Source organism: Leptolyngbya sp. CALU 1928, from assembly GCF_056784215.1.
Map to the genome: position 1 here is coordinate 327,637 of NZ_JBXBCE010000002.1, position 15,350 is coordinate 342,986.

Genomic DNA, 15,350 nt, shown 5'->3' on the forward strand with positions numbered 1-15,350 from the left:
TTATTTGGTTCGTTATCTATCGTCAAACCTTTGATTTTCCAAAAGTCTTTATGTACGGCGCATTTTCAAAAATCATTTAGGATCGCCATAGCTGACCTAAACTTATGAATTGAACTGAGATTCTAGCGTTATTTCTTTGGTTTTTAACTCAAAAGCCTTGCTGCTGTTTGTATCAAATGCCCAAAGTCTTATATTAGTCAAATCTTTAATCGGCATATTTGGAAATTTAAACGTTCCTTGCCAACCTGTATTAATTAAGGCTCGATTACGCAGGTTTTTTGCGACATCATCTCTTCTTTCAATTTCAATTTGAATGATTTTCAATAGGACTGCATCACCCATCTGATTTTTAGCAGTGAGCAGAATAGAATCTGCTGCTTGATGTTGCGTTGGCAACACTGCCCAACCTCGAACAAAATAAGTGCGATCGCCCTTAGGTTTGATCGTATCTATCCAGCCATAAGACGCAGAATTCTCAGAATATTGAGCGATTTTTTCAATGTTATTGGTTGTCATCAATGGAGGCTGCATCCAGCCTAAATCGTTTAGGCTATTGCTCATAGATTGCAATTCTTTAGTCCCACCAAAATATGACTGTTCAAGACAGGTGGGATCGGGAGCAACATTCACAAATAGGATACAGCTTTTCAGGTAAGCTCGCTCACTTCTCAAAGCATTCATCTGACCAATACCATAACCATAAGTTAGCCCATACAAACCAATCAAAAGAGTGGATAAGATGATAAAACTACGCTCTATCGGACGATTAATTTGAAAAATCCCTTGACTAATAGCATCCTCTAATACAATGGCTGTCAAATAAATTGCAGCGATAAAAACGTGCGCTGTAATGACCGTATACCTAGAAGCTAATGCTTCAGAAAGTCCAAATCCTAACCGACCAACGGTGGCAGATAATCCACTCAATAGCGGATAACTCGCTAGGGCAATCCAGCCGACTGATCGCTGCCATAGCTCAGTATTTTTCCGGTTTTTAAGTAGGTAGAATCCATCTATGAAAAGGATAATTACAAGCAAACTCCCAATAGTTTGAGCCAAATCAAGGCTATTGATACTAGTTCCCCAAGCCAATGAGCTACCCAAAAATGTTAGGAAGTAGGCAACTGCACCACTAGGATCTTTGAGAGGTGCTGTAAGACTAGGATGTCCATCGGGTTTAGCATACCCATAAAAGTAAATCGCCATAAGAACTACAAAGGTTCCGACCCATCCAATTAGCAACCACAAGCGACGGCGGATGCTGAGGCTTAGGGGTTCTTCATGGCGTTGAGTTAAAATAATCAGGACAGGAAATAGAACAATCCAGCTTAAAAAACCACTAGCAAATGAAAACATGCTAATGGTTGAGAGTCCACCACAAATGATAAACTTTGCGCGATCGCTCAGGTTAGAATAAGCAACAACCAAACCAGTTGTAATGCAAGCAATGGGAATGAAAAAGACGCTCGACAATCCTAATAGCCAAGCTCGGTATTGAATGGGGTTGAAAATTAGAAAATTGGTAACTAACCCTAGTACCAACATTTGAGTGCGATCGCCTTTTACTGTTATTTTGCTTAGCTGATATAGATTGAGCGACATCAAACACGCTAGCAAAAATGATACGAGCATTTCGTACCGAACATCATATTTCGTTAGGTGAGCTAGGGCAATATAAATCAGCCTTGGAAATACTTTTCTGCTTTCGTTATGCTGAGCAATAAAATCACTAAATGATAAATCCCCCGTCGTAGATTTTATAATTGTTTTTGTAATACTCCATTGATCCCAATGAGGAACGTTTATACTATTGTCTAATATTAGACAGCCAATCAAAAAAGCAGGAATTGCAAATAGAACTACTGCCGATAGTTTAAGAATTTGCTCGCGAGAAAAGGATGATTTTTTCAACATTCAAGATAAAAAATTAATAAAAGCCGGAATTGAAAGTTTTGAGATGCTTTCATTTTTACTTCCAGACTAGTCAATCGATAAAAAACGTAAAATTCTGCTTTATGTGTCGGCAATCATAACACCTAAGCACACAGATAATATAAGACAGAATACTTTTTTGGGTGCATCCCACTTTTGTAGCTCACCCTGCGGGAAGCAAGCTAAATCCCTCTATCAGAGTAAGAGAGGGACAATTCCTCTTCTCCCCGGAAGAAAGGGCTAGAGGCTGAGGTCAAACTTGCAAAACTGGGATGCACCCGATCGCCTATCTACTGCAACGCCCTATCAAACAGCTAAATTATGTGATTAAAATTCCAGACACTTTATCGCCATCCAAGGTCATGCGGGTCACAAATTCGGTAGTGCTTTTTCGTAAAGGGTGAGGGAAAATAGAGCCAACGGCTTAAGTAAACCGAGATCAACCATGAAACCATACTTAATCTGTCCGAATTGTGGATCGGATGACATCATGAAAAACGGGACAACTCGCCGGGGCAAGCAAAACCATAAATGCCGAGACTGTGGTCGTCAGTTTGTCGAAGATCCCCAGTGGAAGCCCAAGGATCAAGATACCAAGGCTCTAATTGATCGGTTATTGCTAGAGCGGATTCCTTTAGCGGGGATTGCTAGAGTCCTGAAGCTGTCGGAAAGTTGGTTGCAACAGTACGTCAATCAGACCTATGAGCAGGTGCGCCAACAAGCTGAGGTGCTGCCCAAAACAACCGCAAGGTTGACGGTTCAGATGGATGAGTTGTGGTCTTTGGTGGATGACAAAGGCAATAAACAATGGGTTTGGTTAGCAATGGATGTAGCGACCCGCGAAATCATTGGGTGTCATGTCGGTGATCGTTCTGCCGAGTCAGCGCAAGCCCTATGGGATAGCCTGCCGCGCCGCTATCGACAATATGCCCGGATCTACACCGACCACTGGGAAGCCTATGCCTGTGTGCTACCGAGCAAACGACATTTTGCAGTAGACAAGGATTCTGGGTTAACCAGCTATATTGAGCGGTTGAATAACACGTTACGACAACGCATTTCACGCTTAGTGCGCCAAACTTTATCGTTCTCGAAGAAGTTAGAGAATCACATTGGAGCGATTTGGAATTTCATTCATCACTACAATCAAAAGATTCGAGAGCAATTGCGACGGGAGCAGATGGTTTCTTTTTCTCCATCCTTTACATAATGACACTACCCAGCCGAGTTTCGTGATCTGAGAAGAGGTGATGCAATCGATTCGTCTTCCAACCTGGATTTCTCGAAACTCTACCCCTTGAAGAAAATTCCGACACCTTAATCCAAGGAACGTACTTTCCCCCAACTCCTTGTCCACGTCCTTCTTTAAGATATTGATCAAACTTTTCCTGAGTCCATTCCCCTCTCCTCTTTGGCATGGTAAATCCTGGGCGTAATGATGTACTGCCCAGGATTATATTGTTTTTCTGATCATTGTTTAACTTTTTTATTTATTAAACATTATTGGAAATAGTGAAGCACTCTAAAGCAAGGGAGGAGAGAACTTCTAGCAATTTCAATCTCAAGCCGCTTTGAGTTGACGATGGGTCAGTCGCAAGTTGTGTAGCCCACAGGCAGTTTCCATCACATCATCCGCATAATGGTCGGTTCGGTTGCGAAATTGATGCACCACAATGTTGCAGCGTTTGATGCCACCAATTTGATGCTCTATTTCGACTCGTTCGCTGGAAATCTCCCGGTTTTGTTGTTTCTCTGGGTTACTTAACGGCTGGTTTCGAGGCTTTTTCTTCGGTTGTCTAATCCTCACTCCAGGAGGGGCAAACCCTTGAAAACCTGTGTCTTGCCACAGGGTACTGCCGGGTGGAAACTGGTATTGCTCGCCGTCACAAATCGCTTTGTCATGCACTCTGCCACCGTAGGTGTCACTCAGAAAGACAACCTTGCCTCCCCGCTCACTAATGATATTGTTCGTGACGGTGTGACGCTTCTTTTTGCCACTGTAATAATCCTGCTGGCGGTCTGGGTCTTTCAGGCGGCGAATGGGGCGCTCGGTGCCGTCGATGATGAACTCCAAACTGGGACACTCCCTTAACACCGCTTCTAGCCTTGCGGGTTCTCGTTCCGGCAATTGGTTCTCGTAACCTAACGCTTGATTCAATATTCGACTGAGCTTGTGAATCCAGTCCCATGCTTGGGTTTGCCCAATCCCGAACAAAAAACCTTGCACGCTTTGAGTGGGATACAGTCGGAAGTAGCCCAAAATGAATAACAGCTTGTCCGCACTGCTCGATAACTCAGCGTGCCGTCCTCCCCCATAACGACGCGCACGGGGTCTATTGATGTATTCCCGTTCGATGTACTCCTGCCATGCCAACTCAAAACTGTTCAACAATTGCTCAAATTCCGCTGGCTTGAGTCCCGTAAGACTTTGCAATACGTAAGGCTTACCTTGAACTTTGCTATAGTTCAACATCGTTTACTCCGTTCGACTTACGTTATCTTTTTCTCATACTATTCTATTTCCGATTAAGTCTATTGTTTAACTTTTTTATGTCAGCACAATTTTTATCAAACAAATCTAATCATTTATTCAACCGTCACCGACTTTGCGAGGTTACGTGGCTGATCGACATCCAAGCCGCGCCGTGCAGCGATGTGGTATGCCAGCAGTTGCAGCGGAATCACCGTGACCAAGGGAGACAAAATCTCATCCACATGGGGCACCGGAATCAGGGTATCAAAAGTATCCTCTGCGTCTTTTTCATCCATTGGGGTAATGCCAATCAGTTGGGCATCCCGCGCTCTGGCTTCCTGGGCATTGGATAGCACTTTTTCAAACACCGTTCCCGGCATGGCGATCGTTACTACAGGTACTTTGGCATCCAGCAGGGCGATCGGACCATGTTTCATTTCGCCAGCAGGATAGCCTTCCGCGTGGATGTAGCTAATTTCCTTGAGCTTCAGCGCACCTTCGAGGGCGATCGGAAAGTTGATGCCACGACCCAAAAAGATAAAGTCCTGGGTTTCCGCAAAATTATGTGCTAGTTCTTCAATGTAGCGCTCCTGACTTTCTAAAATCATTTCAATCTCAGCCGGAAGTTGGCGTAACCCATCTAGCAGCTTTTCCAACTGGTCTGTTGAAAGAGTGTTGCGGTGATACGCCAGATCGATCGCCAACAAATAGAACGCCACCAACTGAGCCGAAAAGGTTTTGGTTGCCGCCACCCCAATCTCAATCCCGGCATGGGTATCAATAATATTGGGGATCAAATTTCCCAAAGAGCTTTCGGGACGGTTCGTGATGCCCAACAATCGCGGTTGATAGTCAGCAGCCAACTCTGTGCGCCGTCGAATTTCCATCTCTAACGCTGCCAGGGTGTCGGCTGTCTCGCCAGATTGGGTTACGCCAATTGTCAGCGTGTGGGGAGTCAACGGCGAGGGGGCATAGCGAAACTCAGAAGCATATTGAACTTGGGTAGGAATCCCTGCCAATTGCTCTAACAAATATTTGCCCACCAGAGCGGCGTGCCAACTGGTGCCACAGGCAACAATTTGAATCTGCTGCAAATTGGTGTAGAGATCGAGGGGGAGATTGAGGCGAACGGGAGAATTAAGCGGCGTGGTAGGTGTCGCATGAATTCCATCGGTTGCTAAGATTCCATCCATTACGCCTATTACCGATTCGTTGCCCCATTCGTCATTTAAGTAAGCCTCTAAACAAGCTCGTACCACTCCAGGCTGCTCATAAATTTCTTTGAGCATGAAGTGTTTAAAGCCTTGTTTTTCCACCATGACGGGGTTCCAGCTAAGGGTGCGGGGCGCTTTTTTGAGCCGCTGTCCTTCAAAGGTATAAACCTCCACGCCCAAGGGAGTGAGGCGGGCAATTTCGCCATTTTCCAGGGTTAGTACGGCACGGGTATAGGGCACCAGCGCAGGCGTATCAGAAGCACAGTAGAATTCACCCTGCCCAAAACCGATGACGAGGGGAGCTTGCTGACGAGCGACGATTAATTCATCGGGGTAGTCGGCATGGATGACCGCGATCGCAAACGCTCCTCGGAGTTTATTCACCGCCCGCCTCACCGCCGCAAAGAAGAGAGTAGGAGCAGAAGCATCCCCAACTTGTTTCATTTCTTCTGCAATCAAGTGCGGAATCGTCTCGGTATCGGTTTCTGAGCGAAACTCATGACCCAGCGCTTTCAACTCTTCCCGCAGTTCGCGATAGTTTTCGATAATGCCATTTTGCACGACCGCAATCTGGCGTTGCGTGTCAGTGTGAGGATGGGCGTTGTATTCTTCAGGTTTGCCGTGGGTTGCCCAGCGCGTATGACCAATGCCAATTTGGGCAGGATTGTGTTCGCCTTCTAACTTTTCTTGCAGGTTGTGGAGTTTGCCCTTAGCACGAACGCAGTGAATCGTGTCATCCAAAATAGTCGCAATACCCGCTGAGTCATACCCTCGATACTCTAGCTTTCGCAGCCCTTCTAGCAAAATCCCGCTGGCAGCTTGCGTTCCGATATAGCCGACAATTCCACACATAAAACCTCACTCCACTCAATGCCACGCTGGTTTATACACAATCGTCAGTCGCCATTCCGGACGCGATAGTCAATGCTGTGTCTGTGTTGCTTGTTTTAACGGATTTAGATGACTTTCGCAATAGTAGAGCGAATCGCGATCGCACTCTGCACTCGAAACCCCACACTCGAAACCCTGAAACCCGAAACCCGAAACCTGCCCCTCGCACGTTGCCCTTCCCTTCCCTTTAGAATAGAAACATACTCCGTAACGAAATGTTTTAAGGTTTTCATGGTAGATCAGCTTATTCGCGCAACCGCCGCTGATGGTGGGATTCGAGCCGTTAGTGTTATTACCACCGCTTTAACAGAAGAAGCTCGACAGCGGCACAAACTCTCCTACGTTGCCACAGCCGCTTTAGGGCGCACCATGGCAGCGGGGCTTTTGTTTGCTTCCAGCATGAAACGCCCAGGGTCGCGGGTCAATATTCGGATTGAAGGCGATGGTCCTTTAGGCGGTGTGACCGTTGATGCAGGCTTAGATGGCACCGTTCGCGGCTATGTTACCCACCCTGAAATTGAACTGCCACCCACGGAAAATGGCAAGATGGATGTGGGAGGCGCAGTAGGACACAACGGCTATGTCTATGTGATTCGCGACGTTGGCTTTGGCTATCCCTACTCCAGTACCGTAGAACTAGTATCGGGTGAGATTGGGGATGATCTAACTCATTATCTGGCAACCTCTGAGCAAACACCGTCAGCGCTGATGGTTGGGGTATTTACCAATGTACAAGGAGTGTCTGCTGCGGGCGGCTTGCTAATTCAAATCATGCCTAAAGCTGCACGGGATGAAGCCTTGGTTGAGTTGCTAGAATCTCGATTGAGCAGCCTATCCGGTTTTACAGCCCTGCTACAGGCTGGCAAAACTTTGCCAAGCATTTTTGATGAACTACTGGGCGATATGGGATTGGTCATTTTGCCCGAAGTGCAACTGGTGCGTTTTCACTGTGGTTGCTCTCAAGATCGGGTGCTAAATGCTTTGAGGTTGTTTAGTCAAGCAGAACTGGAAGAAATGATTCGAGACGATCAAGGCGCTGAAGCAACCTGTGAGTTTTGCAATACGGTTTATCAGGCGAGTGAAGGCGAGTTAGCAGAGTTATTGAGCGAACAGAAAGATCCAGTTTCTAGCTAGGTGCATGATTAACGAATTTGTATTCAAAACACAAGCTTGCCTCCCCTAGTGCCGGACTCGGTAGCGCCTTACCGAAAAACTTGAGGGTACTCGTGACTGCATTTCTACGCCCAATACAAGCACAAAATTCATCGTTAAACTCCTTGATAGTAAGGCGCTTAGCGATTCTGCAACCTGCTAAACTTCACAAGTGGGATGAATCAGAACAGGATAGATTTTTTAGTCACCAACGTGTTAACCCAAATTCATAGCTCAGAATGTGCCTAAGTCTGGTAGATTTGGCAGAGTATTCGCAAGCATGTGCAAGATGAAAGTCCTAGTAATTGGTGGCGATGGCTATTGCGGTTGGGCAACCGCGCTCTACCTCAACAAGCGGGGATATGAGGTGGGTATTCTCGATAATTTGGTGCGGCGGCATTGGGATAATGAGCTTTGTGTGGAAACTCTCACCCCGATCGCGCCGATCCAGAACCGTCTCAAGCGCTGGCATGAGCTAACGGAAAAAAATATTGACCTGTTCATTGGCGATATTACAAACTACGAGTTTTTGAGCAAGACGCTTCGGCAGTTTGAACCCGAAGCGATCGTTCATTTTGGCGAACAGCGATCCGCCCCCTTTTCCATGATCGATCGCGAACACGCCGTCATGACTCAGGTAAACAACGTCGTTGGCACGTTGAATATTCTCTATGCCATGAAAGAGGATTTTCCCGATTGTCACCTGGTCAAACTGGGCACCATGGGCGAATATGGCACCCCCAATATTGATATTGAAGAGGGCTACATCACGATCGAGCATAATGGGCGCAAAGATACATTGCCTTATCCCAAGCAACCCGGCAGCATGTATCACCTGAGCAAGGTGCATGATTCTCATAATATTCATTTTGCTTGCCGCATTTGGGGCTTACGGGCAACGGATCTGAATCAAGGTGTGGTTTACGGCGTGTTGACCGATGAAACCGCCATGGATGATTTGCTGGTGAATCGATTGGACTACGATGGCGTGTTTGGCACGGCGCTGAATCGCTTTTGCGTTCAAGCGGCGGTGGGGCATCCTCTAACGGTCTATGGAAAGGGCGGACAAACTCGTGGCTTCTTGGATATTCGGGATACGGTGCGTTGTGTGGAATTGGCGATCGCCACGCCAGCCAATCCAGGTGAATTCCGAGTCTTCAACCAGTTCACTGAACTCTTCAGTGTGGGCGATTTAGCCTCCATGGTGGAAAAAGCAGGCAGCAAGATTGGCTTAAAGGTTGAAGTGAAGCATTTGGAAAATCCTCGGATTGAAAAAGAAGAACACTACTTCAATGCTAAAAACACAAACTTGCTAGATCTTGGATTGGAGCCTCACTATCTCTCGAATTCGCTGCTCGATTCGTTGCTCAATGTGGCAGTCAAATACAAAACCCGTGTAGACGAGTCGCAGATTCTGCCCAAAGTCACCTGGAAACGGTAATCACGATGGGCGCTCGTGTGTGGCTATTGGTCTCAACGACGATCGCACCTGGATTAGGGGCGATCGCCATCAGCACCTTTTACCTGTTTCCAGAATGGTCAGCCCTAGACAAGAGCTATCAAAACTACCAGAAACTGGCAACCTCTGGAGCCGCCATGCGCGAACTATCCATTGCCCAAGCGGCTGAAAATCGACATCGGATCAACTGCTTTGCCGAAGGGATCGGGGTTCTGTTAGGTGGCATTATGGTATCAATTGGTGTTCACGGTCTCTGCCAACTTCCTCGACGTTAGCCCTGCCGTTTTAATTGAAGCGTTCATTTATGCGTATTGCTCTGTTCACCGAGACTTTTTTGCCCAAAGTTGACGGCATCGTTACCCGCCTGCGGCATACCGTGGAGCAGCTACAGCGCATGGGCAATCAGGTGTTGGTGATCTCTCCAGATGGCGGCTTGACGGAATATAAAGGGGCAAAAATCTACGGCGTTTCGGGCTTTGCCATGCCGCTGTATCCAGAGCTAAAGATGGCGCTACCTCGACCGGCGATCGGGGAAGCACTGACCCAATTTAAGCCCGATATCATTCATGTGGTGAACCCTGCGGTGTTGGGGTTAGCGGGAATTTTTTATAGCAAAACCCTGAATATTCCGCTAATTGCTTCCTATCACACCCATATCCCAGAATATCTCCAGCACTATGGGCTGGGAATGCTGGAAGGCTTAGTCTGGGAACTGCTCAAAGCAGGACATAACCAGGCGCAACTGAATCTTTGCACCTCAACAGCAATGGTGCAGGCTTTGACAGACCATGGCATTGAACGGGTGGATTTGTGGCAGCGGGGCGTTGATACAGAAATGTTTCAACCTGATATGGTCAGCCGAGAGATGCGATCGCGCTTAACTCAAGGCAATCCCGATTCGCCCTTACTGCTGTACGTCGGTCGTCTCTCTGCCGAAAAAGAAATTGAGCAAATTAAACCCGTTTTAGACTCGATTCCCAATGCACGATTGGCGCTGGTCGGCGATGGACCCCATCGACAGACGCTAGAAAAGCACTTTGAAGGAACCGCTACGTATTTTGTTGGCTACCTGCAAGGGTTAGACCTCGGTGCTGCATTTGCCTCTGCGGATGCGTTTGTCTTTCCCTCCCGCACAGAAACCCTGGGATTAGTGTTGTTAGAAGCAATGGCAGCCGGATGTCCTGTGGTGGCAGCGCGATCGGGCGGCATTCCCGACATTGTGGACGATGGTGTGAATGGCTTTTTGTTTGATCCAACCGATGATCAAGGGGCGATCGCGGCAACTCAGCGGCTTCTAGCCAATCCTCAGGAACAAGCCATGCTGCGCCACAATGCTCGTCGAGAAGCAGAATGTTGGAGTTGGTCAGCCGCAACTCACCAACTGTACAACTATTACCAAGCGGTAATCGATGCTCAGGGTTATTCTGCCGCTGCTTAGTCATTTAAAGTATTTCCGCTTCAAATGGAGTTTTCTTCACTCCAGGTGCGATCGCCCGACTGTGACCAGAAAAAACAGGTCTAATAAGCAAAAATCGTCATTCAAATAGGTTCAAACCAAAAGTCGCACTCATAGCGATCAGATTTTGCAAGATGTGCTATCTTAAGTTCAGGTGTTCTTAGAGACACCAAAGTTGTAAACCTTGAAACTTAACCGTTCAGGAATAAGGAGGTGATGCCCATGCCAGATAGTAGTAAAACCGTGGGTCGTCAGACTGGAAAAAGCCAACTGTGCGCCGGAGCCGTTCTCTAGCCCATAATTTAATGTTTCGGAAGGCTCCAAAGTCAACTTAACTATAAGTTACGCAAAAGTTTCTTCCGGCAGTTAGGTTCAGTCCGATGACCCGCTACACCGCTCCTATCCTACTTGGATGGGAGCGGATAGTTTTTTAAACGGGGTTTCAATCGTGCGATACACGAACTTTTTTAGAAAGACTAAAATTACATCTAACCATTTGAGATCTGAGTAGAGTACTTTGCATGGATAGCTCGTGGACTCGAAGCTTTAAGTCAAAATATCGCCGAGAACCTGTGCTTAGCTTCGCAGCAACGGTTGGCGCAGTCAACGCTGCCATGGGTGGGGTCAGTGCCCATTGGGGATTGATGTCCCTAGGTTTAGGAATTGTTAGTGTCGCGATCGCGCTACGGTGGTGGCAACTTCGCACCCGTAAGCCAATCATCGTTGCAAATCGTGCCCCAGTGCATGCCTTACCGTCGGTTGCCGCTCGCCCAACCTTGCCTCTGTTAATCATTCCCAAAAAGAACCCACCGAGGCATTAGATTTCCGCGTTAATAGAGTTCATCAAAGTAGGTTCTTATCGTCACTTTGAACGCGAGTGCATCATAGACAGGCGGGATCTTGAGCATATCCACAGTGCTTACAGTGCGGCAGGTGTTTGTAAGTAAATTCGTGACAGTTTGGACATTCACTATATTGATAATAACCACAGTGAGGACAGTAGGGGTCTTGAGGTCGAATCTTCTTAGCACACCTCACACATCGCGATTTTTGAACCCTGTTAGCTGCCTGAAGTTTTGCATTAAAAACAAATTTCTGAAAAAACTTGATAATTCCAAACCCAAACAGTGGAATCAGCAAAATATAGAGATAGCTAACTAGGAAAAGTAATCCGCCAAAAAGAGCGCGAACAATATCAGCAAGAAATTGGAAGAGAATTCCAACTTGCAAAAACTCAAAGAGTTTAAACAGCAGTGGAATGCAAAAAATAACCAACAGATGCCAACTCATTAGAGCCGCTAATCCATAGCTTTTGCGTTGGGCAAATCTATGAATAAATAAAGCGCTCAAAATTAACGGCAGTAAGAATAGAGCTTGAAAAGCAAATTGAATAGTGGGATACCAAAAAGATGCCTCTTTATGACCTTTTTCAACTTCTTCAAAACTTTTTTTATCGTTAAGCAGCTTCAGGAAGCTAGTACTTTCAGGCTGTTCAAGCAGTTGATTTTTGAGGAGAGAAACCTCTTTTTTAAGGTCAGCAATTTTAATATTATTGCTATCTATTTCCTGCTTTGATTTTTCGGCACCTACTAAATTAATTGACTGCTCACGAGGCTGACCTGCAATTTTTTCGAGTAACGTTGAATCGTATTGAGCTTGAATGGCACGATTTTTTTGTACAAGCACTTCAATGTTGTTATTTTTTTGATCAATTGTTTTGAGAAGTGCTTGATTGGCTGAGGTATTGATTTTGTCTTTAGAACTAGCAAAGTTTAAGCAAGTTTCAGAGACTTTACCCAAGTGTCCTACTTCAGCCGATTGATAGTTTGATTGAAAACTAAAATCCCTGTTTGCCGAATAGGTTAAAGACGATCGCAGAGCGTTATAGTCCCGCTTTCCTTCTGGTTGTGTTTGATAAGTTTTCCAGTCGGAATAACAGGGATAGGCTTCCGACGGACTGAGATGCCATCGACTAATATCGTCTAGTCCAGCAAAAACATTGACTAAGATAAAAATATCGATTAAGACAATGACGAGCAAGCTAACCTTATTGAGTGGTTCGTCATTGACCGTTCCAGACTTGCTAAAAAACTGGGCTAAAAGACGACGAATTCTGGCAAACATAGTATCAGAGTGAAACGGTAGAAATTAAGTCAGCAGACTCTATTAGTTCACACGCTTGGTTTCACGATCCTGAATTTCTTCACGATTCGCAACTTTCTGAGTTCTACCTGAACGATGTGCGGTCTGCCCCAACCAACTTGTCCTGCTCCGTTTGACGTTTAACTTGTCCCATCATTAATGCGTGCTGCAATTGTTCTAAAGCGTTGATATCTTCTAAATCACAAGTTCGTTCAAATAGTCGCTGAATGCGCCGTTCAGCTTTTTCTGTGAGGTAGCCAATGGTGAGGGTTTCTTTTACTACTTGAGCAATCAGGGTCATAGTCATAGATGCACAGCTCTCAAAAGTTCTAGGAATACTATGAAGCTTTCAAGCCGCGACCTCAGTGACGCTAAAGCCTAGAGTTGTGTGATAGTCCTGAGTTAGATTAGTGATAGCTAGTCTAGGTTCTGAGTGATGGAGTGATGAAATCTGGGTGATTGAGATCACCCGACTGAACTGCTGCCTATCGTAGATCCATAGGCTAGGTTCGCTATAAACTTTACAAGTGTGCCTAGGGCGGTTCTGGTCTGTTTCTGTGTTTTTAGGGTTATGTTTGAAGCGATCGCCATTTTTTTAGTTGGGTTTATCCCTGGTTTTTTGTCTTGTGTGTTTGTGCGAAAAGTACAAATTCGGATGAGACAGCATACTTATACTGCGATGATGTCTCCAGGGAGGCTGTATCGTCCTCATCCTTACTCGGAGGCAATGGATTATCGCTACGTGGAAGGTCTTGGCTACATGGTGGGCGATATTACTTGCCAATTTAACGCGCGATCGCCTTATTTACGCTGCACTGTCAATCCATCAGGTCCTTGTAAAGAATGCCCTCACTACGAATCAATTAAATTGGACTAGGCAAGACTGAGTGACCAATGACGTTCGCGTAGCGTCTCCGTAGGAGAGATGACGAACTCAACTCTTAAAGCTTAGAACTCAAAACTTTCTTCTATTCCCTCATCCCTATCATCTCTCCCGTTATGTTGTCTCCCAATTTTTCTGAGTTTGTGGAACTGGCGAAGCAAGGCAATTTTGTACCGGTCTATCAGGAGTGGGTTGCCGATCTAGATACGCCAGTTTCAGCGTGGTATCGGGTTTGTTCGGGGCAACCTTATAGTTTTTTGCTGGAATCGGTGGAGGGGGGTGAGCGAATTGGGCGCTACAGTTTTTTAGGGTGCGATCCGCTCTGGGTGTTGGAATCACGAGGGACACACACCACCCAAACTTATCGGGACGGGTCTACTCAGACGTTTGAAGGAGATCCGTTTGCAACCTTGGCAACCTGCTTAGAACCCTACCATCCAGTGAAATTGCCTGCGCTGCCGCCCGGAATTGGCGGGCTATTTGGTTTTTGGGGGTATGAACTGATTCATTGGATTGAATCTCGCGTCCCCATTTATCCGGCGGCGGCAGGTGATTTGCCAGATGGTTTATGGATGCAGGTTGATAATTTGCTGATCTTTGACCAGGTGAAACGGAAAGTTTGGGCGATCGCCTATGCTGATTTGCGCGACCCTAATACTGATCTTGCTGTTGCTTACGAACAAGCCTGCGATCGCGCAACTCAACTCATTCATAAACTCCAGTCTCCCCTTGCAGAACAAGCTCACCTGCTGGAATGGACTCCATCGTCCCAAGCTCCTGCCCCGATTGCCTTCACTAGCAACACCACTCAAGCCCAATTTTGTGCCAATGTGGAAACCGCAAAAGACCACATTCGAGCCGGCGATATTTTTCAGGTCGTTATTTCTCAGCGGCTTTCCACAGAGTATGTGGGCGATCCGTTTGCGCTCTATCGATCGCTGCGGCAGGTAAACCCTTCTCCCTACATGGCGTTTTTCAACTTTCGCGACTGGCAGATCATTGGTTCTAGTCCAGAAGTTTTGGTGAAGGTTGATCGGGGAATTGCAGACGATGATCCAATGATTGCCACGGTGCGCCCGATCGCTGGCACTCGCCCCCGTGGCAAAACAGCCCAAGAAGATGCAGCCCTTGCCGCAGATTTGCTGGCTGACCCCAAAGAAATTGCTGAACATGTGATGCTGGTGGATTTGGGACGGAATGATCTAGGGCGGGTCTGCATTCATGGATCGGTCAAGGTGGATGAATTGATGATGATTGAGCGCTACTCCCATGTGATGCATATTGTTAGCAATGTGGTAGGCAAACTGGCACCGGATAAAACGGCATGGGATTTGCTGAAAGCGGGTTTTCCGGCAGGAACCGTCAGCGGTGCACCCAAAATTCGCGCGATGGAAATCATTCATGATTTAGAACCCTGCCGCCGAGGACCTTACTCTGGTGCCTATGGCTACTATGATTTTGATGGCCAGTTAAATACCGCGATCTCCATTCGCACGATGGTGGTTCGCAATCAAGGAAATGGGAAGCACAGCGTCAGTGTTCAAGCTGGAGCCGGATTAGTTGCCGATTCTGTTCCTGCAAAGGAATACGAAGAAACGCTGAATAAAGCAAAGGGCATGTTGGAAGCGATTCGGTGTTTGGGATAAGAGAGGTATTAGGTATCAGGTGTCGGGTGTCGGGGCTTAAGTATGGAGAGCTTTGCCCCTGTTACTGAATTGACATCCCACGACCGTTTCAGTTAGAAATAC

At 46.6% G+C, this 15,350-nt stretch carries 13 protein-coding genes; 8 read left to right on the plus strand and 5 right to left on the minus strand.

Annotated features, from left to right (window positions below):
• Positions 1-102: 102 nt before the first annotated feature.
• Positions 103-1,914: a hypothetical protein gene (locus AC1S5B_RS17365; RefSeq protein WP_482036958.1), complete on the minus strand. Its 1,812-nt coding sequence runs from the start codon at positions 1,912-1,914 to the stop codon at positions 103-105.
• Positions 1,915-2,377: 463 nt separating this feature from the next.
• On the opposite strand from AC1S5B_RS17365, the gene AC1S5B_RS17370 reads away from it, so the two are divergent.
• A complete protein-coding gene (locus AC1S5B_RS17370; RefSeq protein WP_482034382.1) occupies positions 2,378-3,142 on the plus strand; it encodes an IS1 family transposase in 765 nt (254 codons plus the stop codon).
• A gap of 351 nt (positions 3,143-3,493) precedes the next feature.
• Here the strand turns inward: AC1S5B_RS17370 and AC1S5B_RS17375 are convergent, their stop codons facing one another.
• Together AC1S5B_RS17375 and glmS are read right to left on the minus strand one after the other, a co-directional pair.
• A complete protein-coding gene (locus AC1S5B_RS17375) occupies positions 3,494-4,405 on the minus strand; it encodes a transposase (RefSeq protein ID WP_482036959.1) in 912 nt (303 codons plus the stop codon).
• A 113-nt stretch (positions 4,406-4,518) separates the two neighbouring features.
• The gene (gene glmS / locus AC1S5B_RS17380) at positions 4,519-6,471 is read right to left on the minus strand and encodes a glutamine--fructose-6-phosphate transaminase (isomerizing) (RefSeq protein WP_482036960.1); all 1,953 of its coding nucleotides are present in this window, start codon (positions 6,469-6,471) and stop codon (positions 4,519-4,521) included.
• Positions 6,472-6,741: 270 nt separating this feature from the next.
• Here glmS and hslO point away from each other — a divergent pair, with 270 nt between their 5' ends.
• The 5 genes from hslO (at position 6,742) to AC1S5B_RS17405 (ending at position 11,398) form a co-directional block, all read left to right on the plus strand.
• Positions 6,742-7,644, plus strand: coding sequence for an Hsp33 family molecular chaperone HslO (gene hslO, locus AC1S5B_RS17385; protein WP_482036961.1), 903 nt, complete (start codon positions 6,742-6,744; stop codon positions 7,642-7,644).
• 307 nt (positions 7,645-7,951) lie between these two features.
• Positions 7,952-9,103, plus strand: a complete 1,152-nt coding sequence (locus tag AC1S5B_RS17390; protein ID WP_482036962.1) for an NAD-dependent epimerase/dehydratase family protein — start codon at positions 7,952-7,954, stop codon at positions 9,101-9,103.
• 5 nt (positions 9,104-9,108) lie between these two features.
• Positions 9,109-9,396: a hypothetical protein gene (locus AC1S5B_RS17395; protein ID WP_482036963.1), complete on the plus strand. Its 288-nt coding sequence runs from the start codon at positions 9,109-9,111 to the stop codon at positions 9,394-9,396.
• A 29-nt stretch (positions 9,397-9,425) separates the two neighbouring features.
• A complete protein-coding gene (locus tag AC1S5B_RS17400) occupies positions 9,426-10,559 on the plus strand; it encodes a glycosyltransferase family 4 protein (RefSeq protein WP_482036964.1) in 1,134 nt (377 codons plus the stop codon).
• A gap of 539 nt (positions 10,560-11,098) precedes the next feature.
• The gene (locus tag AC1S5B_RS17405; RefSeq protein WP_482036965.1) at positions 11,099-11,398 is read left to right on the plus strand and encodes a hypothetical protein; all 300 of its coding nucleotides are present in this window, start codon (positions 11,099-11,101) and stop codon (positions 11,396-11,398) included.
• A 61-nt stretch (positions 11,399-11,459) separates the two neighbouring features.
• On the opposite strand, the gene AC1S5B_RS17410 is transcribed toward AC1S5B_RS17405, so the two are convergent.
• Both AC1S5B_RS17410 and AC1S5B_RS17415 read right to left on the minus strand, forming a co-directional pair.
• Positions 11,460-12,617 (minus strand): hypothetical protein, encoded by a 1,158-nt coding sequence (locus AC1S5B_RS17410; RefSeq protein WP_482036966.1) that lies wholly within the window; start codon positions 12,615-12,617, stop codon positions 11,460-11,462.
• A gap of 187 nt (positions 12,618-12,804) precedes the next feature.
• Complete coding sequence (locus tag AC1S5B_RS17415; protein WP_482036967.1) at positions 12,805-13,026, minus strand: hypothetical protein; 222 nt, start codon at positions 13,024-13,026, stop codon at positions 12,805-12,807.
• A gap of 264 nt (positions 13,027-13,290) precedes the next feature.
• Here AC1S5B_RS17415 and AC1S5B_RS17420 point away from each other — a divergent pair, with 264 nt between their 5' ends.
• Both AC1S5B_RS17420 and trpE read left to right on the plus strand, forming a co-directional pair.
• A complete protein-coding gene (locus AC1S5B_RS17420) occupies positions 13,291-13,596 on the plus strand; it encodes a DUF6464 family protein (protein WP_482036968.1) in 306 nt (101 codons plus the stop codon).
• A 122-nt stretch (positions 13,597-13,718) separates the two neighbouring features.
• Positions 13,719-15,248 carry an anthranilate synthase component I gene (gene trpE, locus AC1S5B_RS17425; RefSeq protein ID WP_482036969.1) on the plus strand — a complete coding sequence of 510 codons (1,530 nt, stop codon included), beginning with the start codon at positions 13,719-13,721 and terminating at the stop codon, positions 15,246-15,248.
• The last annotated feature ends 102 nt before the right edge of the window (positions 15,249-15,350 follow it).

Bases quoted from the DNA above. Each gene is read 5' to 3' on its own strand.
- AC1S5B_RS17390 (WP_482036962.1), top strand. From the start codon at position 7,952: ATGAAAGTCCTAGTAATTGGTGGCGATGGCTATTGCGGTTGGGCAACC.
- AC1S5B_RS17420 (WP_482036968.1), top strand. From the start codon at position 13,291: ATGTTTGAAGCGATCGCCATTTTTTTAGTTGGGTTTATCCCTGGTTTT.
- glmS (WP_482036960.1), bottom strand. From the start codon at position 6,471: ATGTGTGGAATTGTCGGCTATATCGGAACGCAAGCTGCCAGCGGGATT.
- AC1S5B_RS17370 (WP_482034382.1), top strand. From the start codon at position 2,378: ATGAAACCATACTTAATCTGTCCGAATTGTGGATCGGATGACATCATG.
- hslO (WP_482036961.1), top strand. From the start codon at position 6,742: ATGGTAGATCAGCTTATTCGCGCAACCGCCGCTGATGGTGGGATTCGA.
- AC1S5B_RS17400 (WP_482036964.1), top strand. From the start codon at position 9,426: ATGCGTATTGCTCTGTTCACCGAGACTTTTTTGCCCAAAGTTGACGGC.
- AC1S5B_RS17405 (WP_482036965.1), top strand. From the start codon at position 11,099: ATGGATAGCTCGTGGACTCGAAGCTTTAAGTCAAAATATCGCCGAGAA.
- AC1S5B_RS17395 (WP_482036963.1), top strand. From the start codon at position 9,109: ATGGGCGCTCGTGTGTGGCTATTGGTCTCAACGACGATCGCACCTGGA.
- AC1S5B_RS17365 (WP_482036958.1), bottom strand. From the start codon at position 1,914: ATGTTGAAAAAATCATCCTTTTCTCGCGAGCAAATTCTTAAACTATCG.
- trpE (WP_482036969.1), top strand. From the start codon at position 13,719: ATGTTGTCTCCCAATTTTTCTGAGTTTGTGGAACTGGCGAAGCAAGGC.
- AC1S5B_RS17415 (WP_482036967.1), bottom strand. From the start codon at position 13,026: ATGACTATGACCCTGATTGCTCAAGTAGTAAAAGAAACCCTCACCATT.
- AC1S5B_RS17375 (WP_482036959.1), bottom strand. From the start codon at position 4,405: ATGTTGAACTATAGCAAAGTTCAAGGTAAGCCTTACGTATTGCAAAGT.